This window comes from Glutamicibacter sp. NPDC127525 (assembly GCF_042672105.1).
Lineage (GTDB): Bacteria > Actinomycetota > Actinomycetes > Actinomycetales > Micrococcaceae > Glutamicibacter.
Genome location: NZ_JBHXVN010000007.1, coordinates 83,412 through 109,448, shown reverse-complemented (window position 1 = coordinate 109,448; position 26,037 = coordinate 83,412). Strand labels below are relative to the sequence as shown.

The window sequence follows — 26,037 nt, the reverse complement described above, 5'->3', positions numbered from 1 at the left end:
ACGTGATGCGAACACTGCGGATAACGCTGATGCGAACACCGATGCGAACACTGCGGATAACGCTGATGCGAACACCGATGCGAACACTGCGGATAACGCTGATGCGAACACCGATGCGAACACTGCGGATAACGCTGATGAGAACACCGATGCGAACACCGATGCGAACACTGCGGATAACGCTGATGCGAACGCCGGTGCCAACACGGATGCAAACACCTCGGATAACTCGGACTCTAAGTCGGATGACTCTAAGGGATCCAAGAAGGATGACTCCAAGAAGGATCGCCTTGCGGATACCGGTTCTAACGGAGCCCTCTGGATCAGTGCAGGTGCACTAGCACTTGTACTGCTCGGAGCTGGTGTGGCTGTCTTCGCGCGAAAGCGTTCAGCATAGTCGAACTGCAGTAATTTGAAATAGGAGGGGCATCTAAACGATGCCCCTCCCATTTCGCTTTCAAGTAGTCTTTGCAACAATTCACGGGTGTCGAAGAATTTGGAGACAATAGCCTGATGAGGCAACAGAAAACTAAGCCCAAGCTGTTTACAGTGTTGGTGCTTTTAATTGCGGGTGTAGCCGCGTTAGGGCATATCGGAGCCACATTGGCGTTCACGGGTCCTTCAACACCCATCAAGTCATCATTACAGCCCGAATTGAACAAGTATTTTCTAGGGCCGTTAGATCAAGGCTGGAGCCTTTTTGCTCCTGGGCCCTATTCGCAAGATGAATATTTCACAATGCGTGTATGTCTTTCTAGCGCGGAAATTTGTGCCAAGGGTAGCCAACACGGTGCGAAATTCTCAGAGTGGCGCGACGTTACAGCCGAAGAAATGGAAAGTCGTGCCGGCAACATGTTTGCCAATCGTGAGACAAAACAATCCAAATCTATTCACGGACGGCTATGGAGTGCGGCTTCGGATTTGACTGCGGATTCTCGAGCGGAAATCTCTAGACCCTTTATTCAGGGAACGCCCGTTTTTGGTGTGGAACTCAACTCAGCGGAGGCCCGCGAGAAGTATTCTGCAACAGAATTGAGCAATCTTCGAGCCTATAAACGTATGGAAGATACGGCCGTCGGATTCGCGTCACTCTACGCAATAGAACAGTGGGGCGGAGCATCAATGGTGGAAATTAAGCTCCGACGTGAACCAATTGTTCCGTTTGCTCAGCGGAGCGATGAGAACGCAACAACAAAACCTCGCGAAACCTACATCGGATGGCGAGATACCAAGGAATTTAGTCAAGCGGCGGTGTCGGTATGGAGCTGAAACGTGAAACAAGCAGTGCTCCTTCGATCAGCCAATGGATTTCTAAGAATCGCGATTTCGTCCCCAAAGCACTGAACTGGGTCTACGGGTGGTTTACCGAAAACCGGCATGCACCATACGGTCTTGCAGTCATGCGCATGTCGTCGGGACTCTTCATTCTGGGTTGGTTAATTGCCAACATACCAGTCGCAGCTAAGATCTGGGGACCTGGTTCCGAGTACCTTGAACCCTACCGTTCTGTACTTGGGTACCAGTGGCCTTTGGATATTCTGCGTGACGCGGGACTCGGGTTCTTCGTCTTTTGGTACGTGATGGCCATCGTGTTGGCAATCGCATTTGTAGTTGGTTGGCAAACTAGATTCGTCACGCCGCTCTTCTTCATTTTTTATACGGCGATTAACGCACAGAATACGCCGGTTTCGGATGGCGGAAATTATTTCATCCGTATCATGCTGATCTATCTGATTTTTGCTGACTTGTCCAAGCACTGGTCTGTCGATTCTTGGCTACGTAAACGCGCGAGGAAAACGAAGAAAGAATTCGAAGCCGTTACGGTGCTGCACAACCTTGCGTTATGCCTGGTCGTAGCCCAACTTTGTATTGTCTATCTTGAAGCTGGTCTGTACAAGGTTCAAGGCACACTTTGGCAAAACGGTACAGCTATGTACTACCCGGTTAGTTCCGAGGCGTATGGTGTCTTCCCTTGGCTTAGTGATTTGATCACTACGAATTCGTGGATCGTTGCCTTGATCACCTATGTGACAGTGCTTGCTCAAATTGCATTCCCATTCATGCTGTTCCATAAGATCAGCCGGAGAATTGCGCTGATTACTATTCTTGGGATGCATATCGGCATCGCAGTTGTTATGGGCCTGCCTTTCTTCTCAGGAATTATGGCTTCCGCAGACGCTGTGCTGGTGTCTAGCGCGACCTGGTTGACGATTCAGCGCTGGTTCTCAGCGTTGTGGAGGGGTCGGTTCCGTGCGAAGAAGCCGTCGCTGACGGTCTCCGAACAGAACGAAGTTGGCGTGGGATCAGGCGAGAAAGTCTCTTCCAACGCCTAGGAGAAGAAGCACTAGAAAATAAACTTAGGGGCGAACCGTTTTGGTTCGCCCCTAAATTTATGTATCTCTTAGTTCAGGCAGCCGTTGCGGGCCTACCCAGATTATTCGCCTACGTAGAACAGGCGCTTGTTCACGAATTCGTCCATGCCCAGCGGGCCAAGCTCGCGGCCGAAGCCCGAACGCTTCACGCCGCCAAATGGCATTTCTGCACCCTCTGCGCTGGCTGCATTCACGTTGGTCATGCCGGACTGCAGCTTCTGAGCCACCCTGGAGGCACGCTCGACGTCGGTGGAGTGCACCGAACCGCCCAAGCCGTAAATGGTGTCGTTGGCCAGCTCAGTGGCTTCCTCGTCGCTGGATACCTTGTAGACCACTGCTACCGGGCCGAAGAGCTCCTCGTAGTAGGCACGCATCTCCTTGGTGATGCCGGTGAGCACCGCAGGGGAGTAGTAGGCCGAAGGGCCGTCGTGCAGCACGCCGCCGGCGTGCAGGGTAGCGCCCTTGGCCACGGCGTCCTGGACCTGCTCGTGCAGGGACTCTGCCGCCTTGCGGGAGGACAACGGAGCGAAGGTGCCCTCGGCTTCCGCCATCGGGTCGCCAGGCCGCAGGCCTTCGGCACGCTTGGTCAGTTCGGAAACGAACTCGTCATAGATGTCTTCCATGACGATCATGCGCTTGTTCGAGTTGCAGGCCTGGCCGGTGTTGTCGATGCGGTAGCCCCAAGCGGTATCCACGATGCCCGGTACGTCATCGGAGTCCAGGACAACAAATGGATCCGACCCGCCCAGCTCCAGTACGGCCTTTTTCAGGTTGCGGCCGGCCTGCTCGCCGATAATGGCGCCAGCGCGCTCCGAGCCGGTCAAGGAAACACCCTGGATCCTGGAATCGGCGATGATGGTGGAGATCTGGTCGTGGGTGGCGAAGAGGTTGTTGTAGACGCCGGCCGGCACGCCAGCCTCATCCATGATTTCCTGGATGGCCAGTGCTGAACGCGGGCAGGACTCGGCATGCTTCAAGATGATGGTGTTGCCCAGCATCAGGTTAGGTGCCGCGAAGCGCGCTACCTGGTACAGCGGGAAGTTCCACGGCATGATGCCCAGCAGCGGGCCAACCGGGCGCTTCTGAACGACGGCCTTGCCGCCGGAGAAGGACTTGATCTCCTGGTCCGCTGCCAAGGCTGGTCCCTCGGTGGCGAAGTACTCGAAGATCTCCTGGCAGAATTCAGCTTCGCCCACGGCCTCGGACAATGGCTTGCCCATTTCGGTGGTCATGATCCTGCCGAGTTCTGCTGCGCGCTCGGCGAAGAGCGTGCCTACCTTGGAAACAATCTTGGCGCGTTCGTTGATGTCAACGTCCTGCCATGATTCGTAGGCGCTCTGCGCGGCAGCCAGCGCCTGTTCGACTTGCTCATCGGTGGCCGCGGCGAATTCCTCGACGACTTCACCGGTTGCCGGGTTCAAGACCTTGTAGGTTGGGGCGCTCATCAATGCTCCTGTCGTATGCACAAAAGTGGTCAGCGTAAGCCGTGTGGATCTAACGCTAGCGGACTCCACGCAATAAATGAATGTAATTCACTTCATATTGCGTCTACTCCGAGCTTATCCGCAGAAACAACATTCAGCCACCAAGGAACAGCAGGTATTTGGCTTGAGCAGAAGTTGCAGACGGAAGCGAATGAAAAAGCCGCGGTTTCCAAGACTTGTCTTGGAAACCGCGGCTCAAGAACACAGGTATTACCTGTGTGATCAGTGGATTACTAGCCGATAGCGGAAGAACGCCACCAGTCGATTCCGGCATCGCCCTGGGCGATCTTGGCAATCTGGGCCAATTCCGCCTCGGAGAACTCAAGGTTGTCCAGCGCGCCCAAGTTCTCGTCGAGCTGCTTGGTGGACGAGGCGCCGATCAATACCGAGGTTGCCGCGCCATCGCGCAGCAACCAGGCCAGGGCCATCTGCGCCAGCGACTGCCCGCGCGTCTGCGCAACCTCGTCCAGGTTGCGGACCTTGGCCAGGTTCTGATCGGTCAGCTGGGCTTCGAGCGAACGGCGTCCGCCCTGGCGAACCACATCAGTGGTTTCCAGGTACTTATCGGTGAGCAGGCCCTGGGCCAGCGGGGTGAAGGCAATGGTGCCCATGCGTTCCTTTTCCAGGGTTTGCAGCAGGCCGTGCTCTACCCAGGGGTTCAGGATGTTGTACGACGGCTGATGGATTACCAGCGGGGTTCCCAGGTCCTTGGCGATTGCGGCAGCCTCGGCGGTGCGTTCTGCCGAGTACGAGGAGATGCCCACGTAGGTGGCCTTGCCCTGGCGAACCAGGGTATCCAAAGCGCCGATGGTTTCTTCCAGGGGAGTCTTCGGATCGAAACGGTGCGAATAGAAGATGTCCACGTAGTCCAGATTCATCTTCTTCAGCGAGGCTTCGCAGGAGGCCAGCAGGTACTTGCGCGAGCCGAAGGTGCCGTGCGGGCCTGGCCACATGTCGTAGCCGGCCTTGGATGAGATGACCAGTTCGTTGCGGTAGGGCTTGAAGTCCTTTTCCATCATGCGGCCGAAGTTCTCTTCGGCTGAACCTGCCGGAGGACCATAGTTGTTGGCCAGATCGAAGTGGTTGATGCCGTTATCGAAAGCGTGGCGCAGGATCTCGCGCTGGGAATCGAATGGACGGTTATCGCCGAAATTCCACCACAGTCCCAGGGATAGCGGGGGCAAGCGCAGGCCGGAATCGCCAACGCGGCGGTAGCCGAAGTGCTCATAGCGGTCTGCGGCAGCAGTGTAGGGACGGTGCAGTTCCGGGATGGACGGGAGGCGTTCGTATTCCACGAGGCACCTTTCTGCCAGGTCAAGCGCTGGCGAGCGGAAATCGATTTGACGTCATTTTCCACAATAGGCCAGAGCCTGAACTAAATAAATAGCGCAAAGGTGAATCCGCTGTGTGCGTAAAGGTTTCGTGGATTTGGATTAAATGATGAACCGACCCGCCAGGCCAAGGAGGTAACGCCTGTGCGGATCGGTTCATCTAGATCACTCGCACCTTGAGAAGGTAATAACCACACTAGGAGCTGAAACTTGAAAGTAGCTGAATGCGAGGTGTGCGGTCTCTTGGGAAAAGGCTTTTGCTAATAATTCGAGGGCGGATCCGAAGCCGGGAATGACTCGTCTTCCCACTCTTCGACGAGAGCTTCATCGTGCTCGTCATGGCGCTTCTTTTCTTCTGCGGCCAGTCGCAGCTTTTCCTCTTCAGCGCCACCGGGCTGCCCAGCAGCTGATTGTTCAGGCATGATCTTCCTCCCAACTTCCGTGGGCCACCCCCTGCGGATGGCTGGACCCTGTGTCTTCAGTGTTCACCTATTAGCCGCGGATGTCGAGGGCGGCGGCCAACACTGATTTCGCCTTCACCGTCAATACAGGATTTAATCGAAGGCATGCCGATGATCAATAATCCCGCAGATGGTTCCGAAATCTTCTTTGACGATGACGGGGCTGCCGGGGAGCCGATTCTCTTCCTCCATGGCTCCGCCCTGTCCCGGTCCATCTGGAGAGGACTCGGCTACACCAAGGCGTTGGGCCAGGGGCACCGCACCATCCGCATGGACCTGCGCGGGCATGGCAAGTCAGCCAAATCCCATGACGTAGCCGACTACACCATGGACAAGGTGGCCGGCGATATCCGCGCGGTGATGGATCACCTGGGCATCGGACGTATTCACATTGTCGGCTACTCTTTTGGCGCACGCACCGGGCTGCACATGGCCATGCACCACCCAGAGCAGGTGATCTCGTTGATCATGCTCGGCGGCACCTACGAAATTACCCCCGGCGAAATCGGGAAGCTCTTCTTCCCCGGCTACCTCGAGGTCCTGCGCAATGGCGACATCGAAGGATTCGTCACCGGGCAGGAAAAGAATGGACGCCTGGATCCAGCAACCCGCATGGCCTTCAAGTCCAACGACCCGCTGGCCCTGGCTGCCTACTACGAGGCCGCCGAGACCCTGCAGAACATCAATCTGTCCGAGCTGGGCAAGATCAGAATCCCGACCTTGCTGCTGATCGGCACCCGGGACCAGCCGCGCTTCGACCAGAACAAGATCATGGTCCGCACCTTGCCCAATGCGCGCATGGTGGCCTTGCCGGGGCGAACCCACGGCAGCACCCTGTTCCCGATTGAGCCTGTGGTCAAGGCCATCGAGTCCTTCTGGGCTGGACGCCAAGCATGAGTTCGGCCCGCTTCGACCTGAACAGGATTGCTTCAGGGCTGGCTTTCGGTCCCAGCAGGGAGGAACTCCATGAATCCTTGGCGGCTAATCCTGCCCAGCCGTTGGTGATCCAGGCGCCACCGGGATCCGGCAAGACGACGATAGTTCCACCCACGGTAGCCAACGCCCTGGACCAGGCAGGACTGGCTGGCAAGATCATCGTGACCCAGCCACGTCGTGTCGCTGCCCGGGCTGCTGCCCGTCGCCTCGCCCAGCTTGATGGATCGGTTCTGGGGAAGCGCGTTGGCTTCGCCGTGCGCGGGGAACGGCAGTCTTCGGCGCAGACCCGCGTGGAATTCGTGACCGCAGGCCTGATGCTGCGCAGGTTGCTGGCCGATCCGGATCTTGCCGGTGTGAGCGCGGTGATCATTGATGAGGTCCACGAGCGGTCGATCGATACGGATTTGTTGCTGGCGATGGCCAACCAGGTCAGCGAATTGCGTGATGACCTGTCGCTGATCCTGATGAGTGCCACCTTGCACGCCGGGGAACTCTCGGCGCTGCTGGCCCGTGGCCATGCCGCTCCAGTGCTCAGCGCCCACACCGCGCAGTATGCCGTGCAAGAAGCTTTCGACAGCTTCGCCGGAATCCGGAATACCGAACGCGGACTGAATGATGACTACCTGCGCCACGTTGCCGCCGTCGCGGTACGCCACAGCGCGGCAGCCAACGCAGCAAGCGCAACCCCGGTGGACACCTTGGTGTTCGTCCCCGGGGTACGGGAAGTCGACCGCGTCTGCTCGCAGATTTCTGCCTCCGGAGTGCAAGTCCTGGCCTTGCACTCGCAGATCTCTTCCAAGGAACAAGACCGGATCCTCAGTGAGCCGGAGGCTGGCAGCGCCCCGCGGATCATCGTCTCCACCTCCATTGCCGAATCGTCGGTGACCGTGCCGCGCGTGCATCTGGTGGTGGACGCCGGCTACGCCCGCGAGCCGCGCCGAGACAGCTCGCGTGGTTTCTCGGGGTTGATGACCGTGGTGGCCAGCCGTTCCGCGGCCACCCAGCGGGCGGGCCGGGCAGGACGACTCGGGCCGGGCAAGGTGGTGCGGACCTTGGACCCCAAGTCCTTTGCCGCCGCCCCGGCGCACTCCACACCGGAAATCCGCACCGGCGACCTGGTCGCCGCCGGCTTGTCGCTCGCAGCATGGGGGACCCCGCGTGGCGAGGGGCTGGCCATGTGGGAAGCGCCGCCGGCTAGCGCCATGGCCAGCGACGAGCAGATCCTGCGCAGCCTGGACGCGGTTGACGGCACCGGGCAGATCACCGCCCTGGGCGAGCAGATGATGAAGGTTCCAGCAGACCCGCGTGCCGCCCGCGCGTTGCTCGAAGGCAGCCGGATTTTCGGCACCCGGGCTGCCTCGGATGCTGTCGCATTGCTGGCCAGCTCGGAACGCATTGCCAGTGCGGACCTGAATGAATTGCTTGCCGCGGTGCGCCGGAGTTCGCATCCGGCGCACCGTGCCTGGAAGCATGAAGCGCAGCGCCTGGAAAAGCTCCTGGGCAGTGCGGAAAACCGCACCGGGCGGCAGCCTGCACCGGCAGCTGCGGCCCTGGCAGGCGTGTGCGCTTTGGCCTACCCGCAATGGATTGCGCGCAAGGTCGGCCCGGAGGAATACCTGTTGGCTTCGGGGACCCGGGCAACCTTGCCGCGCGGCAGCCAGCTGATGCATGAGGAATTTCTTGCGGTCGCCGAGGTCTCCCGTGCCGGATCCAAGGCGGTGATCCGACGGGCCGTTGGCATCGAACTTGGCACTGCCGTCGACCTGTTGCCGCAGATGCACCAGAAGCGCGAAGTGGCGGAGCTGGTTGACGGCAGGATCACCGCTCGCCAGATCGAGAGCTTTGGCGAGATCGAGCTGGCGGCCCATCCGGTCAAGGCCACCGCAGAGCTGGGCATGCAGGCTGTTGCCAGCGCCATAGCTACGCAGGGGATAGCCTTCTTCGGCACCCATGAAAAGTTTGATGCTTTGCGCCGGCGGATGGCCGTGGCCCATCGCCTGCTCGGCGAACCCTTTGCCGCGGTGGATGACCAGGCCCTGATTGCCTCGGCGGGCAACTGGCTGCAGCCGGTCTTGCGGCAGGTAGCCGCCGGCAAGAACGCGGCCAAGGTTGACCTGTATTCGGCATTGCGGACCTTGCTGCCGTGGGAGCATGCCCATGATTTTGATTCGCTGGTGCCCGAACGGCTCCAGGTGCCTTCGGGATCAAGGATTTCCGTGGCCTATCCCGAGGTCGGTGAAACCGGTCCAGCGGTCGTCGCCGTGAAATTGCAAGAATGCTTCGGACTCGATGAGTCGCCGCGGCTGGTCAAGGGCAAGCTTGCCGTCCAGTTCCACTTGCTTTCGCCCGGTGGCCGGCCGCTGGCGGTGACCGATGACCTGGTTAGCTTCTTCAATGGGCCCTACGCCCAGGTGCGTTCTGAAATGCGCGGGCGCTACCCGAAGCATCCTTGGCCGGAGAATCCATGGGACCACGTGGCAACGGCAAAGACCAAGAACCGATTGGGCCGGCAGTAGGCAAAAGCACGCCGGGGCCGGGGCCCGGAAGAACGAGCCAGGTCCCGGCGTGCTTTCCGGCGCCCAGGTTCTAGGCGAACGCTGAGAAGCCGGTGATGTCGCGGCCCATGATCAATGCCTGCACGGTTTCGGTGCCTTCATAGGTGTGGATTGCTTCCACATCGGCGAAATGGCGGGCCACGCGGTTGCTGGTCAGGATGCCGTTGCCGCCGAGCAGGTCGCGGGCGTTCGCTGCGATGGCGCGTGCGGTGCGGGTAGCGGTGTACTTGGCCAGCGACGCCTGCGGGCCGGTCAGCTCACCGGAAGTTTCGCGCTTGGTCGCCTGCATGACCAGAACCTGGATAGTAGCCAGTTCGGACTGCATGCGGGCCAGGCGCTCCTGGACGATCTGGCTGGCGGCAAGCGGACGACCGAACTGCACGCGCTGCTTGGCGTAGCTCACGGCCGACTCGTAGCAAGCGGTCGCGTGGCCCACGGCAGACCAGGCGACACCCAGCCGGGTGGCGAACAGGACGCGCGAGGTGTCCTTAAAGCTCTTGGCTTCGGGCATCACATCGTGGTCCGGAACGAAGACGTTCTCCATGCGGATATGCGCCTGCCAGATAGCGCGCAGGGAGAGCTTGTTTTCGATGGTGGTGGCCTTGTAGCCTTCGGCATCCTGGTGCACGATGAATCCGCGGACCTTGCCCTCGTCGTCGCGGGCCCAAACGATGCTCACGCCGCCGACCGAGCCGTTGCCGATCCATTTCTTTTCACCGCTCAGGCGGTATCCGCCCTCGACCTTGGTGGCACGGGTTTCCAGTGAAACCGAATCGGAACCGTGAGTTGGTTCAGTCAGCGCGAAAGCGCCTGGAAGTTCGCCGCGCAGCATGGGGATGGCGTACTTCTGGATCTGCTGGGCATTGCCGCAGTACAGCACGGAGCGCAGAGCCAGACCGCCCTGGACGCCAACAATGGTGGAGACCGAACCGTCGCCACGGGCCATTTCCATGTTGACCAAGCCGGCAGCCAGCGGGCTCATTTCCTCGTAGCCTTCCAGGTTCAGGCCATCGCGCAGCAGATCCGCATCGCCGAGCTTCTTGAGCAGATGCAGCGGGTAGTCGGCCTTGTCCCAGTACTCGTGGATGTCGTCCTTGACCTCGTCGAGGATGAATGCGCGGGCCTTGGCTCGCCACGCGTTGTCCGCTTCGCCTACTTCTGCGAAGATTCCGGTCGGATCGATATTGACGTCTCCGGACCACAGGTCGTATTCGGGTTCGACAACGCCGGCGGGAAATTCAAAACCGGTCTCCAGCTGGGACATTTCAGATGCTCCTAATAGCTACGGTGAAAAAAGCTTCACTCCTAGACTAGTGGAACGCAGTGCCATGTCAAGAAACTTGGTTTCAAGAGTTGGGTGGAATCGATTAGTTTCCGTGCTCTTTGAGCGCGCGGGAGACGGCCTGGAGAATCGCCTGCTCATCGGCGCCGGCATCCAGCACGGAAACCACCACGCTGGGGGCCGCAGGCTTGGGGGCGGCCGCTGCCTGTCCGGGGTCGAGCAGATCTGCGAAGCGGTTCAGGAACTGGCGCACATCGTTGGCCAGCTTGGTGCGGTCCGTGCATTGCGCGTCTTTCAGCCAGCTGCGCAAATGATCGTTGTGGATCGCAACCAGGCCAGCGCTAACGCCCAGGCACAGCGACTTCTCCGTGGCGCTCTTTGCCAAATCGCGACGGTTCAGGAACCCGTAAAACGCCCGTTCGTAACGGTGAGTGGAGACCAGCTCGCGCTCTCGCAGCGACGGCACCGAGGAGAGCAGCTTGTGGCGCAACTGGGCACCTTCGGGGTTGACCGTGTACTGGTCGAAAACCACATGCGCGGCATCGATGAGCGTAGTGATTGCATCAACCGACGAGGCGGCCAGCGTGGTCTCGACGTGTGCAATGATCATTTCCTGGTCGGCGAAGACCATATTCTCTTTCGACCCGAAACGGCGGAAGAAAGTGGAACGGGAAATGCCAGCGGCAGCTGCCAGCTCGTCGACGCTGGTGGCATCGAAGCCCTGGGTAATGAGTAGATCAAGGGCTGCTGGGGGTACTGCGGAAGAAGCGATCATGATTCACGAATTTAGCACGATTCAAGCTGGGAAATTCTTGGGTTCAGCTATGCGCGCCGCGCAAATGATTGTGAACTACTGCGCCCATGACTACGCTGAACATCAGGGCGTTCCATGCAGGAACGCCATTCTTGGACGAAATGAAAGAGAAGTGAGGGCCCATGGGAATCTCGATTGCAAACGCCGCGCTACGTTTGGTCAGTGGTGCGTTCATTCTCAACAGCGGCATCAACAAGTTGCGCATCGATGAAGCCAGCGCCGCAGGCCTGCAGCAGATGGCAGCCAACGGCGTGCCTCAGCTGGCCGAGCTGGAACCGGCAGTTTTCGGCAAGGCCGTATCCATCGGCGAGATCTCGCTGGGTAGCGCCTTGCTGCTGCCGCTGATCCCATCGCGGCTGGCCGGCTTAGGCCTGGGCGCATTCTCCGGTGTGCTGCTGGCTTCCTACCTGCGCACTCCGGGCATGACAGAATCCGACGGCATCCGCCCAACCGCGGATGGCACCGCCCTGGCCAAGGACGTATGGCTGGCAGGTATCGCTGTGGCATTGATTCTTGGCCGCAAGGGCGCCAAGAAGATCAAGAAAGCAAAATAAGCGGACGGAATCGCTTGAGCAAAACGTTCGGCACGCCGTAAGTTGATCTTGGAGACTGCGGTTTTCAGCGGCCACATTTGAACTACAAGCTAAGAGGAGAACCAATGGGTTTCTTAGATGATGCAAAGAAGAAGCTGGGCGAGGCAGTCGAAAACGCGAAGGATTTCGCAGGCGACGCTACCGAGAACGTGAAGAACTTCGCAGCGGACGCCCAAGAAAAAATCGGCGAGAAGGTCGATGAATTCAAGAACGGCGATAGCAACGAAGAACCTGAAGACAAGGTCTAGCGACCACGAAGCCAGCGCCTGATCCAGCGACTTTCGAGTCCTGGACCAGGCGCTGGCTCCGTTAAGAGCTGCCTCTGGCTAGTGGCGCTGCGCCTTCTTGCCATCGCTGAGGAACGCTACAACGAGCACAGCAGCCACGCCGATGAAGCCTGGCAGCATCAGTGCCTGTCCCAGGCCAACAGACGTGGCTTCCATGATCACCGCAGGATCCTTGGAATCTGCCTGCGCGATCTGTGCCGAAATGCGGGCATCCATCATCACCGCGATCAGCGCAGAACCAAGCACTGAACCGATTTGCCGGGTGGTGTTGTAAATCCCTGAACCGGCACCCGCATCACGCGCGGTCAAGTCCTTGGTGGCTGCCAGCGACAGCGATGGCCAGATCATGGCTGAACCGATGCCTTGAACCGCTGAAGGAATCAGCAGCATCCACAGCGGGATATCGGCGTGCATCATGAAGGCGTAGACCACCGTGGCACCGCCAAACAGGAAGAACCCGGGCACGGCCAAGATCCGCGGGCTGAGCTGATTGACCTTCTTTCCCAGCTGCGGCGCTAGGAAGATCGCCACGAAAGCCATCGGAGAAATCATCAACGCGGATTCGGTGGGAGTCAGGCCTCGGACATTCTGCAAGAAGAACACCATCGGCAAGGCGATGGTCGCGATGGTCAGGCCCATGAAGGTGATCGCGACATTGGCCAAGGAGAAATTGCGGACCTTGAACAATCGCAGCGGAACCAGCGGTTCAGACGTGGTCTTGGACTGCCACCAGATGAAGGCTCCCATCAGCACCGCGCCGATGATAATCAGATGCCACGAATTCAGCGGGCCAATGAATGGTTCCCAATTGGTGGCATCGCCTTCCTGGATGCCGAAGACCAAGCAGAACATGGCTAACGCCGAAAGGATGACGCCGAACCAGTCGAAGGAATGCGCTTGGGATTCAAGGGCTGGCACGAATTTGAAGACCATGGTCAAGCTGACTACCGCGATGGGCAAGTTGATGAAGAAGATCCATTCCCAGCCGATGGAGTCCACCAGCAGACCGCCGGCAATCGGACCGATCAGCGAGGCGATGCCCGCCACTGCACCCCATAGGCCCATGGCTGCACCGCGGTGCTGATAAGGGAAGAGGCGGGTAATGAGCGTCATCGCCTGAGGGGAAATCATCGAAGCGCCAAGGCCCTGGACGGCGCGCGCCGCCACCAGCGAGCCGAGGGAATCGGACAAGCCGCACCACAGCGAGGCCAGCGAGAAGACCACCATGCCGATGAGGTAGATATTGCGCGGACCGAAGCGGTCACCGAGGCGCCCGGTGACCAGCAGCGGCACCGCGAAGGTGAGCAGGTACGCGCTGTTGACCCACAAGATGCTGGAGATATCGGCGTCCAGCGACGTCATGATGGAGGGCATTGCGGTGGACACGATCGTGGTGTCCAGCAGGATCATGAAGAAGCCGATGACCAGTGCCCAGAGGGCACGCCAGGCGGCTTTCTTGTCGAAGTGTGTTTCGGGATTCGCAGTTTCAGGCACTGGTCAAGGCTAGTCCCTATCAGCCCTGTGCGGAACGGATAGCGAAACTATGCATAGGAAATCAGTCGAAACTCACATCGCCCGAGATGCGGGTGGCGACATCGCCACTGACCCAGACGCCTTTTTCGGTAGCTTCAATATGCAAGATCGCTTCGCGGCCCAAACGCGTGCCCTGGCGCACGGTATAGCGCTGGGGTGCATAACCGGTCTGCGTCAGCCAGATGCCGAACGCAGCATTCAGCGAACCGGTGGCAGGGTCTTCCGGAACAGCCTCGCCGGGAATGAAGGCACGGACCTCATAGTCCGCCGGAGGCTGCAGCACCACATTGCGGAAGCGCTCTTCGGAACGCTCAAAATCAGAGAAGTCCAGCGGACGCAGCTCTTCGCGGGTACCGGAAACGCGCGGCATGACCGATCCGCGCGGTTGCCACACGCTCTGCGAAACGCTGGCGGCGGTGTAGGGGCCGATGACGCCTACTTCCAATCCCTGCAGCGCCTCATAGTCAGGTTCGATGCCCAGCACGATATCGGCGTCACGCAGCACCAGGCCCGCAGGATGCGGACCGTTGACCAGCCACTGGTGGTCCACCACGTCTTCTTCGCGAATGCCCAGCCCGGCAATCGCCCATTGCAGGACATCTGGTTCCAAAGGGCCCGACCTGGTCAGCGGGGGTGCGAGGAAGGCCAAGCGCCGCGAGTGGCGGTCGCTGCTTTCCCGTTCCACACGCACCGGAATCAGCCCGGCACCGCATTGCTGGATCAGATGGCCTGCGGGACCAGCCTCGCCACCGGACTCCAGCCAAGCATGAGCCGCGCCCAGCGTCGGATGGCCAGCAAAGGGCAGCTCGGTGCTCGGGGTGAAAATGCGAATGGCGTAGTCCGCTTCCTCATCAGTGGGCTCGACGAAGAATACAGTTTCCGCAAGATTCATCCACTGCGCAAAGTGCTGCATCTGGTCATCGCTCAGGCTGTCGGCATTGAACACGACTCCCAGGCCATTGCCGTTGAAAGCAGTGGGTGCAAAGACATCAACCTGCTGATAAGAGAATGTGCGCGACATACTTAGCATGGTGGCACATTAATCAGCAGGTTGACCCGGTGTTACGTGGTACGTCACGCAAAAAGTTGCGAACGCATCAAGGAAATGAACCTTCTTTACCAATGGTGCGCAACATCGATGACCAAGCGTGAACCGTCGCCAGGTCCAGGCAGTGCGAACACGCGCATGGGCAGCCGTGCCCTGGTCGAGAGCCCCACTTTGGTTTGGCCTTCAAAGCTGCCCAGCCACACCAATTGGCGGAACGTCGTGTAGCCCAGATTCTTCACTTCGGCGCCCGGGTTGAAATCCTCGGTTGCCGGGGCCTGCACCAGGATTTCCAGGTTGGCACCGCCAGTGGTGTCCACCTGCAGGCCGGAACCGATTCCGGTCAGTTCGCTGACATACCTGGCTGAATGGCTGGCAGCTGGTCCTGCGAGATCGATGACCAGCCGGTCAAAGCACAGGTGCCGTCCGGTCCGAAGATTTTCCACTGCGGAATGCGTGGACAAGGAGCTGGTTTTGGCCAAGGATCCCCAATAAACCGTTGGGCAGGAAGCAGACGCGAGGGCGGCCGGAGCGGGGGCCGCCGCGGAAGCGGGCGTCACCACGAGCAAGGCTGCCGCCACCGTGCCTAGAACGATTCCAATTTTTCCGTGGCGCATATGGATCACCGTCTCTCTTGGTTTGCGCCCGCAGGCAGAGCGGACTGCCAGTGAGTCAACTAAAGGCCTGGAATGCGGCAAGCGCAAGGGCAGAAAAGAATTGGAACCACTCTGAGACGCTTCTGCAATGGAGCCGGAGAACTCCCGGGCCGTAGGGCGGAAGGCAGGTTCCACACAGCATTTATTTAGCGCCATATGACATGCTTTAAACATGTCACCTACCCCCGTTGAACCCATCGGCGAAACCGTCGAGGAAGTCATTACAGCCTCAAGCTTCCTCCCCGAATCGTTGCAATTTTGGGTTGTCCTGCTCATCGGTGCGCTCGTAGCCGCAATCCTGGCGTTTGTTTTCAGCGGCGTTTCCCGCCGCGTGCTGCGCCGGATCGGCGTGGACGAAGCCGACGTGAAAGCCACCAGATTCCCGTTCTTCGGCCTGGTTACCTCGATTATTGCCAAGTCGGCCTTCGCGGTCTTCTATCGAGAACGCACTTGGTACAACCCCTGGCAGTTCGCCATCCTGATCATTCTGGTCTTCTTCCTCACCTGGTTCATCATCAAGCTGGTGCGCGTGATTGAGACCGGCATGATGGCACGCTTCGAGGTGAGATTCGGTCCAGGGCGCAGGCTGGCCAAGGTCCAGACGCAGGTCGGCCTGATGCGACGGGTACTGGTTGCGGTGCTCTGCATCATTGCAATCGCCGCGGTGCTGCTGACGATCGAGCAAGTCAGGGCGCTGGGGGCCGGCCTGTTGGCCTCGGCTGGCCTGGCTTCGGTGGTCGTTGGCCTGGCCGTGCAGTCAACCTTGGCGAACGTATTTGCCGGCTTGCAAGTGGCCTTTACCGACTCGATTCGCGTGGATGACACGGTGGTAGTCGAGGGGGAACGCGGCACGGTAGAGGAGATCACCCTCTCCTACGTCGTGGTGCACCTGATCGACGGGCGCCGGATGATCCTGCCATCGACCTACTTCACCACGACGCCATTTGAGAACTGGTCGCGGCGCAGCACGGAGATCTCCGGAAACGTAGCACTGCAGCTGAAGCTCAATGCGCCGATTTCCTACCTGCGCCAGCGCAGCAGCGAACTGCTTGAAGCCTCCGACTGGTGGGATGGCCGGGACAATGAGCTGCTCGTGACCGACGCGCAAAACGGCTTGCAAACAGTGACCATTTATTTATCCGCGCGCAACGCCGGGGACCTGTGGAACCTGCGCAATATGCTTCGGGAGAAGCTGCTGGCCGAGCTGGTGGAAAACTACCCTGATTGCCTGCCGGATCCCCGGATGATTCCAAGCAACCCGGTCTAGCGGCATAACGGAAGCCGCTGATCCCAGTACTGTGAACTGGGATCAGCGGCTTTTGCCGTTTCCGGGGACTTAGAGCCGCAACGCAGCGGGTCCGTAGTCGTTGTAGCGCTCCTGGCGGGCCGTCGCTTCGCGCAATGCGGAGATGAGCGACTCGGCCTTGCCAATGAGATCCTGGATCAAATCATCGTCGCGTTCCACCCAAAGGTATTCGGGAACCGCGCGCACCGGCACGAAATTATCGTGCTCTTCCCAAACGAACAACGTGCGTTCGGCCCCGATCACATGCTGCTGCCAGAGCACCTGGCGCAGGTAGCTCTTGGGGATTTTCTTGAATGGCTTGTTGGTGGTCTTGATTTCAGCCAAAACCGGAACTCCCGATGCATCGAAACCCAAGCCATCGGGAGTCGCCAGATGGAGCCTTGAATGCTGCGAGTGGAAGAGCTGGGAGGAGGGGAAAATATTGAAATTCTCTTGGACCCAGGCAGCGATGACCGGTTCGCGCTTGCGCCCGTGATCGGTGTAGGGATTGCCGGAGAAGCCATTGCCGTAGAGCTTGTCCCATGCGGCGTTCTTGATGGACTTCTCGGTGGACAACTTGGCCACGTCCGTTGCGGTGATGCCCTGGGCCCGTGCGCGGAGCCACTCAATGCGGTTGGAAGAGTCGGCTAGAACACGTTCGAAGCATTCATGTTGGACGCCGGGCACAGTAATCACTTGACCTATTCTTCCCCATGAATGGGCAAGAACCGTGCACCTTGGGCTTCGAGCTGGCGTGAGACTAGTCGCTGGCTTCAGCGATAGCGGTCAACAGCTGATTGATAGTCGGTGTCTGGCTGGCACGGAATTTCTCCGTGCCTTCCTGCAATAGCCGAATGACCGGGGTGCTGGTGATTCCCATTTCCTCGCCGCGCTCCACCTGCTCCACGACATTGATCTCCTCGACCTCCAACGCGGGCAGCAGTTCCTGCACGCGGGCGACAGCCAGCCGCGTGCGCACGCACGGTGCGCAGAATGGTTGCGTATACAGTTCCAGCTTCATCTGTTGCCTACTGCTCCTGCTGTCGTCGTGAACTAGCTGCCGGCTGCTCCTACCGGGGGATGAGCCTGGCCGGAGGCTACTTGGAACCCTGCGCTGATGCGCGCGGGTACCATTTGTTGAAAACATTGGGTCATGCTTGAAAATTCCCTTGGCCATCCTCCCGTACTCGCCGCTCACGGACTCTACCGCAGCTTCGGTTCCACCACTGCACTGAACGGCGTCGATCTGCAGATTTCACTGGGCCAGTCCCTTGCCATCATGGGCCCCTCGGGTTCCGGAAAATCCACGCTGCTGCACGCACTGGCCGGTATTGAACTTCCCGACGCCGGCAGCATCATGCTGAACTTCCCGGGCCGTGCACCGGTGGATATCCAGGGGCTCAAGGATAAGGCGCGCACCAGGCTGCGCCGTGAATCCTTCGGCTTCGTCTTCCAATCCGGACTGCTGATTCCCGAGCTCACTGCCGAAGAGAATGTGGCCATGGCCTTGATGATCAACGGCGTGCCACGCAACGCCGCCATTTCCAGTGCCGGGGCGGCCCTGGCGGAACTGGGCCTGGCAGGAATGGAGCAACGCCGCATCGGCCAGCTCTCCGGCGGGCAGCAGCAACGAGTAGCCATTGCCCGCGCGCAGGTCACCGGGGCGATGGTGGTCTTTGCCGATGAACCTACCGGCGCGCTGGATTCAACCACGGGCTTCGAAGTGCTGGAGATCTTGCTGCAATGCACCGTCGGTGCCGGAAAATCCCTGGTGATGGTGACCCATGATCCCAATGTCGCCGCGCGCTGCGACCGTGTAGTGCAGCTGCAGGACGGCCAGCTGATCAGCGACAGCCTGCGCCCATCGGCCACCGTGGATGGCGGTGCCCAGAAGTGAATATCCTGCACCTGTCATGGATGCTTGGCCGGCCGGCGAAGTCCCGGCTGGCACCACTGATCCTGACCGCCAGCGCCTACGCCATGGTCAGCGCGATCCTGCTGATCGTGCTGGGAGGCGCCTACTCCTTTACCAGTTTCGAATCCGCGGCCCAGGGGATGTACCTGCCATTGGCAGCCTTCGCCGTGGTGCTTCTGGTAGTCCCATTGCTGGTGCTGGGATCGGCCGCTGCCCGGCTCTCCGCGCGGTCCAATGACCGCGCCCTGTCGTCCTTGCGCTTGCTCGGCGCAACCGGGGCGCAGATCGGCCTCGTGGCCGTGCTGCAAGCCGCCGGCACGGCGTTGGCCGGCGCACTCGCCGGAATCGTGCTCTACCTCCTGGCCGCACCAGTGGCCTCGCTGATTCCGTTCCAAGGTGCGCCGATCGGTTCGGCCATCTATTTGCCGCTGTGGGTGCTGGCGATAGCAGTAGTCGCTGTCGTGCTCCTCTCGGCAGGCAGTGCAGCTGCCGGCTTGCGCAAATTGGTGATCACCCCGTTGGCGGTGGCAACCCGCAGCACGGTGCCCACCCCCAGCTGGCTGCGCGCGGTGATCACCCTTGCCGGCATTCTGGTGCTGTACATGGTGTTCTCCAACATGGGCCAGTTCGTGCAGTCCATCGCCGCGATCATCGCAGTGGTGGTTGGCGGTTTCGGCTTCGGCCTGCTGGTGATGAACCTGGTCGGTCCGTATCTGGTGGCGAAGGTGGGCAAGGCCAAGCTGCGCAAGGCCAGAACTCCGCAAGAGCTGCTGGCAGCCCGCATGATCCTGGAAAGCCCTGCCGAATCCTGGCGCCAGGTATCCGGGGTTGCCATGGCTTCGTTCGTCGCGGTGGTGGGCGGCAGCGGGGCCGCCTTGATGGAGCTGACCGGAAGCGAACTCGATCAGGGCACCTGGCTGGAGCATGTGCCGGCCGATGTCACCACCGGCGTGCTGGTGACCTTGGCGATCAGCTTCATCTGCGTGGCCGCTTCGGCGGCGATCTCCCAAAGCGCCAGTACCCTGGATCGCGCTGAGCTGTATCGCGGGCTGAACCGGTTGGGCATGCCCTACGAAACGATGAACGCCGCGCGCACCAAGTCGATCATGATCCCGGCGCTGGCTGCCTCGATCGGTTTCGCCATCGCCTCCACGGTGCTCGTGCTGCCCCTGGCCGGGGCCGCCATCCTGCTCAAGCCGCTGACGGTCATCACGGTAATTGTCTCCGTGTTACTCGGCTTGCTGCTGGTGCGGGGAGCAATTTTGGTGGCTGATCCGCGGAAGCTGCTAGCAACTAGAGAATAAAGTCTCTGGTCAGCCCACCGAAAAAACCGCCCGATTTGGTTAGGGTCACTTCAGGGCCGGTGATTAGGGACGTTTCGTGTTGCGTAATGCGCAGAGAAACGCGTATCGTGGCATACGGCCCGGATAGGCATGCCTAACCTAGCTAAACAAAACGTTGACAGAACCTCGCATAGTCTGGAATCACCGACCCATGAAAAATTCACGTCGCGCCGGAATTTTCGCCGCTTCAACTGCCATCCTCGCCTTGGGCCTGACCGCCTGCGGCGCGTCGAGCAACTCAGCGGATCCGTCGGCTGACACTTCAGCCAAGGCCGCAGAAGACTTCACTCCGGTCACCATCGAGAACATCTATGGTGAAACCACGATCGAAAAAGTCCCGGAACGCATTGCGACCATCTCGTGGGTCAACGCAGATACCCTGCTGGCTCTGGATACCGTGCCGGTCGGCATGGACACCGACACCTACGGCATGAACGAGAACAACTCCACCGCATGGAAGGACGCCGCTCTGGAAGAGCAGGGCGCTTCCATCGGCTCCGAGAAGGCGCCCGTGCAGTACAAGGTGGGCGATGACATCGACTACACCGGCATCGCCGCCAGCAAGCCCCAAGTCATCTTCGCTCCATACTCGGGGTTGAAGAAGGAGCAGTACGAGAAGCTGCAGGAAATCGCTCCGGTCGTTGGCCCCATCGAGCCTAACTACCTGACCAGCTGGGAACAGGTCACCGAAGTTGCCGGCCAGATGCTGGGCAAGGAAGAAGAAGCCGACGCCCTGATCGAAGAGATCGAAGGCAAGCTGGCCAAGGTCGGCGAAGACAACCCAGCGCTGAAGGACACCACCTTCATCGCCGCTGACCTCTCGGCGCCGGATACCGCCTACATCTACTCCGAAGGCGACACCCGCCCGCGCTTCCTGAGCGCACTGGGCATGACCCAGGCCGAGTACGTGCAGAAGAACGCCGCCAAGGACACCTTCTTCTTCACCGTGTCGCCGGAAAAGGTCAACGAGTGGGATTCGGACATCGTCTTCGCTTCGGCTGTTGCGGGCAACACCATGGAAGATGTCGTCAAGGGCCAGCCGCTCTACGGCCAGATCCCTGCCGCGAAGAACGATGCCGTGGCACTGCCAGGCACCGATGAAGCAACCCTGGCGATCTCCGCGGCTTCGCCGCTGTCCATCGAATGGGCACTGGATAACGTAGTTCCAGGCATCGTCAAGGCTGCTGACAACGCAGCTGCCGCGAAGTAGCTCCGGCTAGGGATTCACTGACAGATAGTGCAATTGGGCTTCCAGGGAATGGGTAGCTGCGCCCACCAAGCGCGCATCGAGGTCGGGGTAGACATGCTCCAGCAATTCAGCTGGCTGCGTGTGGACCCCGGCCTTGCCGAGTTTCTGCAAAGCCGCACGCACCTGGTCCAGCCGCGCATGCCGATGCTTGATGTACATCTGCAGCAGCGGATGCGAGGAATCATGCTGCTCGCCGTGCGCCGGATGCAAAGCCATATCGGGCAGCGCGAGCAGCCGCTGCAGGGAATCCAGGTAGTCGGCCAGTGTGCCGTCCGGGTGTTCCAAGATGGTGGTGCCCCGGCCCAGCACGGTATCCCCAGTGAACAAGTGGGCACCCCCGCCCTGGCGGATGAAGCACACCGAGTCCGAGGTGTGGCCAGGGGTGAAGACCACCTGGATGATGGCGCCGGCGGCGCTGATCGTTTCGCCATCGGCGAGCACCGGGGCATCCCGGCAGTACTGCTCCAGCATGGCACGCACCGGCGCACTGGTCATCCGGTAGAGCGCATCGATGCCTCCCGTGTGATCGGCATGCCGATGGGTAATGAGCACCAGTTGGATGTCGAAGGCCGCCAGCGCCTGCAGATGGTCCTCGAGCTCAGGGCCCGGATCAATCAGGACGACCGGAGTTCCAGGAAGAAGTTCATCCACTGCAGGGTCGAACAGCAGATAGGAATTAGTCCCGTCCAACGTCATTTCAGAAGGGTTCTGCGCGCGAAGCAGGCCGATGCCTGGAGTGATAATAGTGGGCAAGGGAAGAAGAGCCATAGCAATGAGTGTAGGAACCAATGACCGCGACTGAAAGTATTACGCGCCAAGCACCGGGGGCCAAGTCGCCAAAAGCCGGCCGGAAGCTCGGCGCCTTGCTGCTCCTTGCCCTGTTGCTCGGGCTGGCGCTATTCGCTTCGCTGCTGCTGGGCGCGCGAAACGTCTCGATGGGCACCGTGATCGATGCCATCTGGAATTTCGACCCGTCCAATGGCGACCAGGGCGTGGTCGCGTCCCGTTTCGCCCGCACCATCGGAGCCATCGTGGTTGGCGCTGCCCTGGGTTTGGCAGGCGCCGGACTGCAGGGCCTGACCCGCAACCCGCTGGCCGATACCGGGATCCTGGGCTTGAACGCCGGATCCTCCATGGCCGTGGTGCTGGCGATCGCCTTCCTGGGCGTCAGCTCCCTGGCTGGAATCATGGTGGCCGCCTTCCTCGGCGCTGCTGGGGTGATGGCCCTGGTTTATCTCGTGGCCAACGTGGGCCGTGAAGGCGCCACGCCCATTAAGCTTGCGCTGGGCGGTGCCGCCATGGCTGTGGGCGTGGGCGCGATTACCAATGCGATCCTGATGATTTCCGATGCCACCATGGACCGTTTCCGCATGTGGCAGATCGGCACATTGTCCAGCAGCGGCATCGACACCTTCCTCGGGGCCATTCCCGTGGTGGCCGCCGGCGCACTGATCGTATTGTCCACCGCCAAGGTATCCAATGCCGTGTCCATGGGCGATGACACCGCGATCGCCTTGGGCTTCAACTTGAACCGCGCCCGGCTGATCGGCTCCATCGGGGTGGTCATTCTCGCTGGCACCGCCACCGCCGTGGCCGGGCCCATCGCCTTCGTCGGCCTGATGATCCCGCATGCCGTGCGCTTGCTGGTCGGTTCCGACTACCGCTGGCTGATGCCAGCGAGCCTGATCGCCGGGCCGATCCTGCTCTTGCTGGCTGATACGGTGGGACGAATCATCGCCCCGCCCAGCGAGATCCAGGTAGGCGTCATGTGCGCCATGCTGGGTGGACCGATCTTCATCATCATGATGCGCAGCGGCATGAAGTCGGTGAGCCTGTGAGCACGAGCGAAATGGCAGCAGCGAACATGACCCAACCCCGCAGCACCACGGAAACGGCCGGACCGGCGACGGCCCCGGCCTCGAAAGCCGCACCGGCGCTGGCAGCCCGCCGCAGATCCCGGGTGCGCCGCACCGCATTGTGGATGGCCCTGGCCCTGGTGCTCGCCGTGGCGGCCTACCTGTTCTGGGGGCGGGACCGCCTTCCAGCTGCCGAAGTCTTCCAGGTGCTCAGCGGTGAAAAGGTGCCGGGCACCAGTTTCATCATCATGTCCGACCGCCTGCCGCGCATTGCGGTCGGTGCCCTGGCCGGTGCCGGCCTGGGCATTTCCGGTGCCTTGTTCCAGCGCTGGCTGGGCAACCCGCTGGCCAGTCCCGACGTGATCGGCGTGGGCTACGGCGCATCGGCGGCCGCGGTTTTCGCGATGATCACCCTTGGCTATGCCGACTGGAAGCTCAACGCCTTCGCACTGGCCGGCGGGCTGCTGGTCGCTGCATTGATCTACTGGCTCTCGGCCTCGGGCAAGCGGACCGGTCCCCGGCTGATCCTGGCGGGCCTGGCCATCGGCGCGATGCTCCAGGCGCTGATCCAGTACCTGCTGACCCAGGCGCAGGTGAATACGGCCAGCGATGTGATGCACTGGCTGACCGGCTCGCTGGCCTCGAGCAACTGGGAGAATGCAATGCTGCTTTTGGCGTCCCTTGGCGCCATCGGCATCCTGTTGCTGCCCCTGGTGCTTCGCCAACTGAAAATGCTGGAGCTGGGCGAGGACACCGCGGCGGCCCTGGGGCTGCACGTGGGCTGGGCCCGGGCGATCTTGGTCTTTGTTGCTGTGGCCATGGGCGCCTTGCCGATTGCCGTCACCGGGCCGATGGCGTTCGTTGCCTTCCTGGCCGGCCCGATTACTGCCGCGCTGACCCGCGGCCCGATCAACATCCTGCTTTCCGGCCTGACCGGGGCAACGCTGGTGACTGTCGCCAATTTCTTTGCCGCGAACCTGTTCGCGGATCTTTCGCTGCCGGTGGGCGTTATCACCGGCGCATTCGGTGCACCCTTCCTGATTTGGATTCTGGTGCGCGCAAACTCAACTGGAAGCGGGGCATAACCCATGGCCACTTTGCAGGCAAGCGATCTGACCCTGGCCTATGACAAGGTCACCATCGTCGACGAGCTGTCGCTGGATATCCCTGCCGGGCAGGTGAGCATCGTCGTCGGGGCCAACGGTTGCGGCAAGTCCACCCTGCTGCGCGCACTGTCGCGGCTGCTCAAGCCAGCCGGGGGCCAGGTGCTCCTGGACGGGGCGGATATCCACTCCAAGCCGGCCAAGGAAGTCGCCAAGACCCTGGGCTTGCTGCCGCAATCGCCCACCGCTCCGGACGGCATCACCGCCCGCGAGCTGATCAGCCGCGGCCGCTACCCGCACCAGGGCCTGTTCAAGCGCTTCTCTGCCGAGGACGAGACAGCGGTTAATCGCGCCATGGAGCTGACCGGCACCACCGAGCTGGCCGACCGCTCGGTGGACGAGCTCTCCGGCGGTCAGCGCCAGCGCGTCTGGATCGCCATGGCCCTGGCGCAGGAGACCGACCTGCTGCTGCTCGACGAGCCGACCACCTTCCTGGACGTGGCGCACCAGCTCGAAGTCCTGGATGTGGTCAGCGAGCTGAACCGCAGCCGCGGGATCACGGTCGTGATCGTGCTGCACGATTTGAACCTGGCCGCCCGCTACGCCGACTACCTGGTGGCGCTGCGCCACGGCAAGATCTACGCTGCCGGCCATCCCAACGATGTGGTCACCGAAAAGACCGTCAAGGATGTTTTCGGCATGCCCAGCCGCGTGATCCCCGACCCGGTGGGCGGCACTCCGCTGGTGCTGCCCATTGGCCGCCACCGGGTGCTGCGCACCGAGCAGGTGCTGGCTTCCCAGGGCATTTTCCGTACCGATGCTTCTGCGAAGAAAACTGCGGTGAAGCAGGCGGCAAATGTGAAGCAAGCTGCCCAAGCGGCCGCCGCCCTTGATCCGCAATCGGAGCGCCCGGCCCATGAGCATGTGCCGACGTTGGCCTTTGACACCACGGTGGTCAATAGCCAGCAGCTCGCGCCATCCTTCCGCCGGGTGACCGTCAGCGGCGAGGACCTGGAGTACTTCGGCACCAACAGCCACCCGCTGGATATGCGCATCAAGCTCTTGCTGCCACCGGCCGGCGGTACTGCGTTGACCGACGAGATCGCCTCGATGCGACCCGGGGCGATGACCAGTCCTGCCGAGCAGCAGGGCTGGTACAAGCGCTGGTTGTCGATTGATCCCGATACCCGCGGCCACATGCGCACCTACACCGTGCGGGCCTTCCGCGAAGCCGGGCACCGGGACAATATCGGGGCCACGGCCGAGCTGGATATCGACTTCGTGATGCACGGGCACATGGTTGACGGCCAGCTCCAGGGCGGGCCGGCTACGGAGTTCGGCGACCGGGCCAAGGTGGGCGACCAGCTGTTGCTGCTGGGCCCGAACAAGACCCTGAACGACTCCAGCTACGGCGGCATCGAGTTCCGCCGCGGCGAGGCAACCCGCGTGGTGCTGGCCGGTGACGAAACCGCCGCCCCGGCGATTTGCGCCATCCTCGAAGCCTTGCCCTCCAACGTCACCGGCCATGCGCTGATCGAGGTCCCGGAGACCACGGATATCCTCGGTGCCTCCACCCGCTCCGGCGTCTCGGTGCAGTGGCTGACCCGTGGCAGCCATGAGCATGGTGAATTGCTGCAGTCGGCATTGCGCCAGGTAGTCGCGATTCCAGCAGCCGGCGTGGTCCATACCAACGCCGAGCCGGAAGATATCGATGTTGATGCGGACATCCTGTGGGAGACGGGCCAGGAAAATTCCGCACCGTTCTACGCCTGGATTGCCGGTGAAGCCGGCACGGTCAAGGAAATGCGCCGTTATCTGGTGCGCGATGCCGGCGTGGACCGCAAGCAGGTAGCCTTCATGGGCTACTGGCGCCGCGGGAAGACCGAGAACTAGCGGGCAGCGGCAACCAGCGCCCGAGGCCCCGGCACGCATATGCC

25 protein-coding genes are annotated in these 26,037 nt (G+C 61.0%); 14 read left to right on the top strand and 11 right to left on the bottom strand.

Annotated features, from left to right (window positions below; genetic code table 11):
- From ACFVHU_RS15625 to ACFVHU_RS15615, 3 genes are all read left to right on the top strand, one after another.
- Positions 1-397, top strand: a 397-nt coding sequence (locus tag ACFVHU_RS15625) for an LPXTG cell wall anchor domain-containing protein (protein WP_388025241.1), incomplete at its 5' end; no start/stop codon positions are given.
- Positions 398-513: 116 nt separating this feature from the next.
- Positions 514-1,269 carry a DUF5819 family protein gene (locus ACFVHU_RS15620; RefSeq protein ID WP_388025240.1) on the top strand — a complete coding sequence of 252 codons (756 nt, stop codon included), beginning with the start codon at positions 514-516 and terminating at the stop codon, positions 1,267-1,269.
- Positions 1,260-2,333: an HTTM domain-containing protein gene (locus tag ACFVHU_RS15615; protein WP_332498789.1), complete on the top strand. Its 1,074-nt coding sequence runs from the start codon at positions 1,260-1,262 to the stop codon at positions 2,331-2,333. Before ACFVHU_RS15620 ends, ACFVHU_RS15615 begins: the two co-directional genes overlap by 10 nt.
- A 101-nt stretch (positions 2,334-2,434) precedes the next feature.
- On the opposite strand, the gene ACFVHU_RS15610 is transcribed toward ACFVHU_RS15615, so the two are convergent.
- The 3 genes from ACFVHU_RS15610 to ACFVHU_RS15600 form a co-directional block, all read right to left on the bottom strand.
- Positions 2,435-3,817 (bottom strand): NAD-dependent succinate-semialdehyde dehydrogenase, encoded by a 1,383-nt coding sequence (locus ACFVHU_RS15610; RefSeq protein WP_332489117.1) that lies wholly within the window; start codon positions 3,815-3,817, stop codon positions 2,435-2,437.
- 272 nt (positions 3,818-4,089) lie between these two features.
- On the bottom strand, positions 4,090-5,151 hold the full coding sequence (gene mgrA, locus ACFVHU_RS15605) for an L-glyceraldehyde 3-phosphate reductase (RefSeq protein WP_388025239.1): 1,062 nt from the start codon (positions 5,149-5,151) through the stop codon (positions 4,090-4,092).
- Between the two features lie 296 nt (positions 5,152-5,447).
- Positions 5,448-5,609 carry a hypothetical protein gene (locus ACFVHU_RS15600; RefSeq protein WP_166650864.1) on the bottom strand — a complete coding sequence of 54 codons (162 nt, stop codon included), beginning with the start codon at positions 5,607-5,609 and terminating at the stop codon, positions 5,448-5,450.
- Positions 5,610-5,759: 150 nt separating this feature from the next.
- On the opposite strand from ACFVHU_RS15600, the gene ACFVHU_RS15595 reads away from it, so the two are divergent.
- Together ACFVHU_RS15595 and hrpB are read left to right on the top strand one after the other, a co-directional pair.
- A complete protein-coding gene (locus tag ACFVHU_RS15595; protein WP_332595056.1) occupies positions 5,760-6,545 on the top strand; it encodes an alpha/beta hydrolase in 786 nt (261 codons plus the stop codon).
- Complete coding sequence (gene hrpB / locus ACFVHU_RS15590; protein WP_388025237.1) at positions 6,542-9,100, top strand: ATP-dependent helicase HrpB; 2,559 nt, start codon at positions 6,542-6,544, stop codon at positions 9,098-9,100. The genes ACFVHU_RS15595 and hrpB overlap by 4 nt, the downstream gene beginning before the upstream one ends.
- Before the next feature lie 70 nt (positions 9,101-9,170).
- Here the strand turns inward: hrpB and ACFVHU_RS15585 are convergent, their stop codons facing one another.
- Together ACFVHU_RS15585 and ACFVHU_RS15580 are read right to left on the bottom strand one after the other, a co-directional pair.
- Complete coding sequence (locus ACFVHU_RS15585; protein ID WP_365943118.1) at positions 9,171-10,403, bottom strand: acyl-CoA dehydrogenase family protein; 1,233 nt, start codon at positions 10,401-10,403, stop codon at positions 9,171-9,173.
- Positions 10,404-10,506: 103 nt separating this feature from the next.
- The gene (locus ACFVHU_RS15580) at positions 10,507-11,196 is read right to left on the bottom strand and encodes a TetR/AcrR family transcriptional regulator (protein WP_388025235.1); all 690 of its coding nucleotides are present in this window, start codon (positions 11,194-11,196) and stop codon (positions 10,507-10,509) included.
- 161 nt (positions 11,197-11,357) lie between these two features.
- Between ACFVHU_RS15580 and ACFVHU_RS15575 the strand changes: the two genes are divergently transcribed.
- Both ACFVHU_RS15575 and ACFVHU_RS15570 read left to right on the top strand, forming a co-directional pair.
- Complete coding sequence (locus tag ACFVHU_RS15575; RefSeq protein ID WP_105659096.1) at positions 11,358-11,789, top strand: DoxX family membrane protein; 432 nt, start codon at positions 11,358-11,360, stop codon at positions 11,787-11,789.
- 104 nt (positions 11,790-11,893) lie between these two features.
- Positions 11,894-12,076 carry a hypothetical protein gene (locus ACFVHU_RS15570; protein WP_105662724.1) on the top strand — a complete coding sequence of 61 codons (183 nt, stop codon included), beginning with the start codon at positions 11,894-11,896 and terminating at the stop codon, positions 12,074-12,076.
- A gap of 78 nt (positions 12,077-12,154) precedes the next feature.
- On the opposite strand, the gene ACFVHU_RS15565 is transcribed toward ACFVHU_RS15570, so the two are convergent.
- The 3 genes from ACFVHU_RS15565 to ACFVHU_RS15555 all read right to left on the bottom strand — a co-directional run bounded on the left by ACFVHU_RS15565 (position 12,155) and on the right by ACFVHU_RS15555 (position 15,139).
- The gene (locus tag ACFVHU_RS15565) at positions 12,155-13,609 is read right to left on the bottom strand and encodes a DHA2 family efflux MFS transporter permease subunit (protein ID WP_105659094.1); all 1,455 of its coding nucleotides are present in this window, start codon (positions 13,607-13,609) and stop codon (positions 12,155-12,157) included.
- A 61-nt stretch (positions 13,610-13,670) separates the two neighbouring features.
- The gene (locus tag ACFVHU_RS15560) at positions 13,671-14,669 is read right to left on the bottom strand and encodes a PhzF family phenazine biosynthesis protein (protein ID WP_286134418.1); all 999 of its coding nucleotides are present in this window, start codon (positions 14,667-14,669) and stop codon (positions 13,671-13,673) included.
- A gap of 95 nt (positions 14,670-14,764) precedes the next feature.
- A complete protein-coding gene (locus ACFVHU_RS15555) occupies positions 14,765-15,139 on the bottom strand; it encodes a hypothetical protein (RefSeq protein WP_332489112.1) in 375 nt (124 codons plus the stop codon).
- Between the two features lie 382 nt (positions 15,140-15,521).
- On the opposite strand from ACFVHU_RS15555, the gene ACFVHU_RS15550 reads away from it, so the two are divergent.
- Positions 15,522-16,616 (top strand): mechanosensitive ion channel domain-containing protein, encoded by a 1,095-nt coding sequence (locus ACFVHU_RS15550; RefSeq protein ID WP_365943121.1) that lies wholly within the window; start codon positions 15,522-15,524, stop codon positions 16,614-16,616.
- A 69-nt stretch (positions 16,617-16,685) separates the two neighbouring features.
- On the opposite strand, the gene ACFVHU_RS15545 is transcribed toward ACFVHU_RS15550, so the two are convergent.
- Both ACFVHU_RS15545 and ACFVHU_RS15540 read right to left on the bottom strand, forming a co-directional pair.
- Complete coding sequence (locus ACFVHU_RS15545; RefSeq protein ID WP_286134416.1) at positions 16,686-17,330, bottom strand: YqaJ viral recombinase family protein; 645 nt, start codon at positions 17,328-17,330, stop codon at positions 16,686-16,688.
- Positions 17,331-17,394: 64 nt separating this feature from the next.
- The gene (locus ACFVHU_RS15540) at positions 17,395-17,655 is read right to left on the bottom strand and encodes a thioredoxin (protein ID WP_133834858.1); all 261 of its coding nucleotides are present in this window, start codon (positions 17,653-17,655) and stop codon (positions 17,395-17,397) included.
- Between the two features lie 132 nt (positions 17,656-17,787).
- On the opposite strand from ACFVHU_RS15540, the gene ACFVHU_RS15535 reads away from it, so the two are divergent.
- From ACFVHU_RS15535 to ACFVHU_RS15525, 3 genes are all read left to right on the top strand, one after another.
- Positions 17,788-18,531, top strand: coding sequence for an ABC transporter ATP-binding protein (locus tag ACFVHU_RS15535; protein WP_388025231.1), 744 nt, complete (start codon positions 17,788-17,790; stop codon positions 18,529-18,531).
- Positions 18,528-19,853 carry an FtsX-like permease family protein gene (locus ACFVHU_RS15530; protein ID WP_388025229.1) on the top strand — a complete coding sequence of 442 codons (1,326 nt, stop codon included), beginning with the start codon at positions 18,528-18,530 and terminating at the stop codon, positions 19,851-19,853. The genes ACFVHU_RS15535 and ACFVHU_RS15530 overlap by 4 nt, the downstream gene beginning before the upstream one ends.
- A 190-nt stretch (positions 19,854-20,043) precedes the next feature.
- Complete coding sequence (locus ACFVHU_RS15525; protein WP_133834855.1) at positions 20,044-21,102, top strand: ABC transporter substrate-binding protein; 1,059 nt, start codon at positions 20,044-20,046, stop codon at positions 21,100-21,102.
- Between the two features lie 6 nt (positions 21,103-21,108).
- On the opposite strand, the gene ACFVHU_RS15520 is transcribed toward ACFVHU_RS15525, so the two are convergent.
- On the bottom strand, positions 21,109-21,909 hold the full coding sequence (locus tag ACFVHU_RS15520; protein WP_388025227.1) for an MBL fold metallo-hydrolase: 801 nt from the start codon (positions 21,907-21,909) through the stop codon (positions 21,109-21,111).
- Between the two features lie 20 nt (positions 21,910-21,929).
- Between ACFVHU_RS15520 and ACFVHU_RS15515 the strand changes: the two genes are divergently transcribed.
- Genes ACFVHU_RS15515 through ACFVHU_RS15505 form a run of 3 tightly spaced genes read left to right on the top strand, consistent with a single transcriptional unit; the run spans position 21,930 to position 25,993 of the window.
- A complete protein-coding gene (locus ACFVHU_RS15515; protein WP_105659086.1) occupies positions 21,930-22,979 on the top strand; it encodes an iron ABC transporter permease in 1,050 nt (349 codons plus the stop codon).
- Positions 22,980-23,005: 26 nt separating this feature from the next.
- A complete protein-coding gene (locus ACFVHU_RS15510; protein ID WP_332728383.1) occupies positions 23,006-24,082 on the top strand; it encodes an iron ABC transporter permease in 1,077 nt (358 codons plus the stop codon).
- Between the two features lie 3 nt (positions 24,083-24,085).
- The gene (locus tag ACFVHU_RS15505) at positions 24,086-25,993 is read left to right on the top strand and encodes an SIP domain-containing protein (RefSeq protein ID WP_388025225.1); all 1,908 of its coding nucleotides are present in this window, start codon (positions 24,086-24,088) and stop codon (positions 25,991-25,993) included.
- Positions 25,994-26,037 lie beyond the last annotated feature (44 nt).

Excerpts from the sequence above, each read along its gene's own strand:
- ACFVHU_RS15620 (WP_388025240.1), top strand. The coding sequence starts at position 514 with ATGAGGCAACAGAAAACTAAGCCCAAGCTGTTTACAGTGTTGGTGCTT.
- ACFVHU_RS15615 (WP_332498789.1), top strand. The coding sequence starts at position 1,260 with ATGGAGCTGAAACGTGAAACAAGCAGTGCTCCTTCGATCAGCCAATGG.
- ACFVHU_RS15610 (WP_332489117.1), bottom strand. The coding sequence starts at position 3,817 with ATGAGCGCCCCAACCTACAAGGTCTTGAACCCGGCAACCGGTGAAGTC.
- ACFVHU_RS15600 (WP_166650864.1), bottom strand. The coding sequence starts at position 5,609 with ATGCCTGAACAATCAGCTGCTGGGCAGCCCGGTGGCGCTGAAGAGGAA.
- ACFVHU_RS15595 (WP_332595056.1), top strand. The coding sequence starts at position 5,760 with ATGATCAATAATCCCGCAGATGGTTCCGAAATCTTCTTTGACGATGAC.
- hrpB (WP_388025237.1), top strand. The coding sequence starts at position 6,542 with ATGAGTTCGGCCCGCTTCGACCTGAACAGGATTGCTTCAGGGCTGGCT.
- ACFVHU_RS15585 (WP_365943118.1), bottom strand. The coding sequence starts at position 10,403 with ATGTCCCAGCTGGAGACCGGTTTTGAATTTCCCGCCGGCGTTGTCGAA.
- ACFVHU_RS15580 (WP_388025235.1), bottom strand. The coding sequence starts at position 11,196 with ATGATCGCTTCTTCCGCAGTACCCCCAGCAGCCCTTGATCTACTCATT.
- ACFVHU_RS15575 (WP_105659096.1), top strand. The coding sequence starts at position 11,358 with ATGGGAATCTCGATTGCAAACGCCGCGCTACGTTTGGTCAGTGGTGCG.
- ACFVHU_RS15570 (WP_105662724.1), top strand. The coding sequence starts at position 11,894 with ATGGGTTTCTTAGATGATGCAAAGAAGAAGCTGGGCGAGGCAGTCGAA.
- ACFVHU_RS15560 (WP_286134418.1), bottom strand. The coding sequence starts at position 14,669 with ATGTCGCGCACATTCTCTTATCAGCAGGTTGATGTCTTTGCACCCACT.
- ACFVHU_RS15550 (WP_365943121.1), top strand. The coding sequence starts at position 15,522 with ATGTCACCTACCCCCGTTGAACCCATCGGCGAAACCGTCGAGGAAGTC.
- ACFVHU_RS15540 (WP_133834858.1), bottom strand. The coding sequence starts at position 17,655 with ATGAAGCTGGAACTGTATACGCAACCATTCTGCGCACCGTGCGTGCGC.
- ACFVHU_RS15535 (WP_388025231.1), top strand. The coding sequence starts at position 17,788 with ATGCTTGAAAATTCCCTTGGCCATCCTCCCGTACTCGCCGCTCACGGA.
- ACFVHU_RS15525 (WP_133834855.1), top strand. The coding sequence starts at position 20,044 with ATGAAAAATTCACGTCGCGCCGGAATTTTCGCCGCTTCAACTGCCATC.
- ACFVHU_RS15520 (WP_388025227.1), bottom strand. The coding sequence starts at position 21,909 with ATGGCTCTTCTTCCCTTGCCCACTATTATCACTCCAGGCATCGGCCTG.
- ACFVHU_RS15515 (WP_105659086.1), top strand. The coding sequence starts at position 21,930 with ATGACCGCGACTGAAAGTATTACGCGCCAAGCACCGGGGGCCAAGTCG.
- ACFVHU_RS15510 (WP_332728383.1), top strand. The coding sequence starts at position 23,006 with ATGACCCAACCCCGCAGCACCACGGAAACGGCCGGACCGGCGACGGCC.
- ACFVHU_RS15505 (WP_388025225.1), top strand. The coding sequence starts at position 24,086 with ATGGCCACTTTGCAGGCAAGCGATCTGACCCTGGCCTATGACAAGGTC.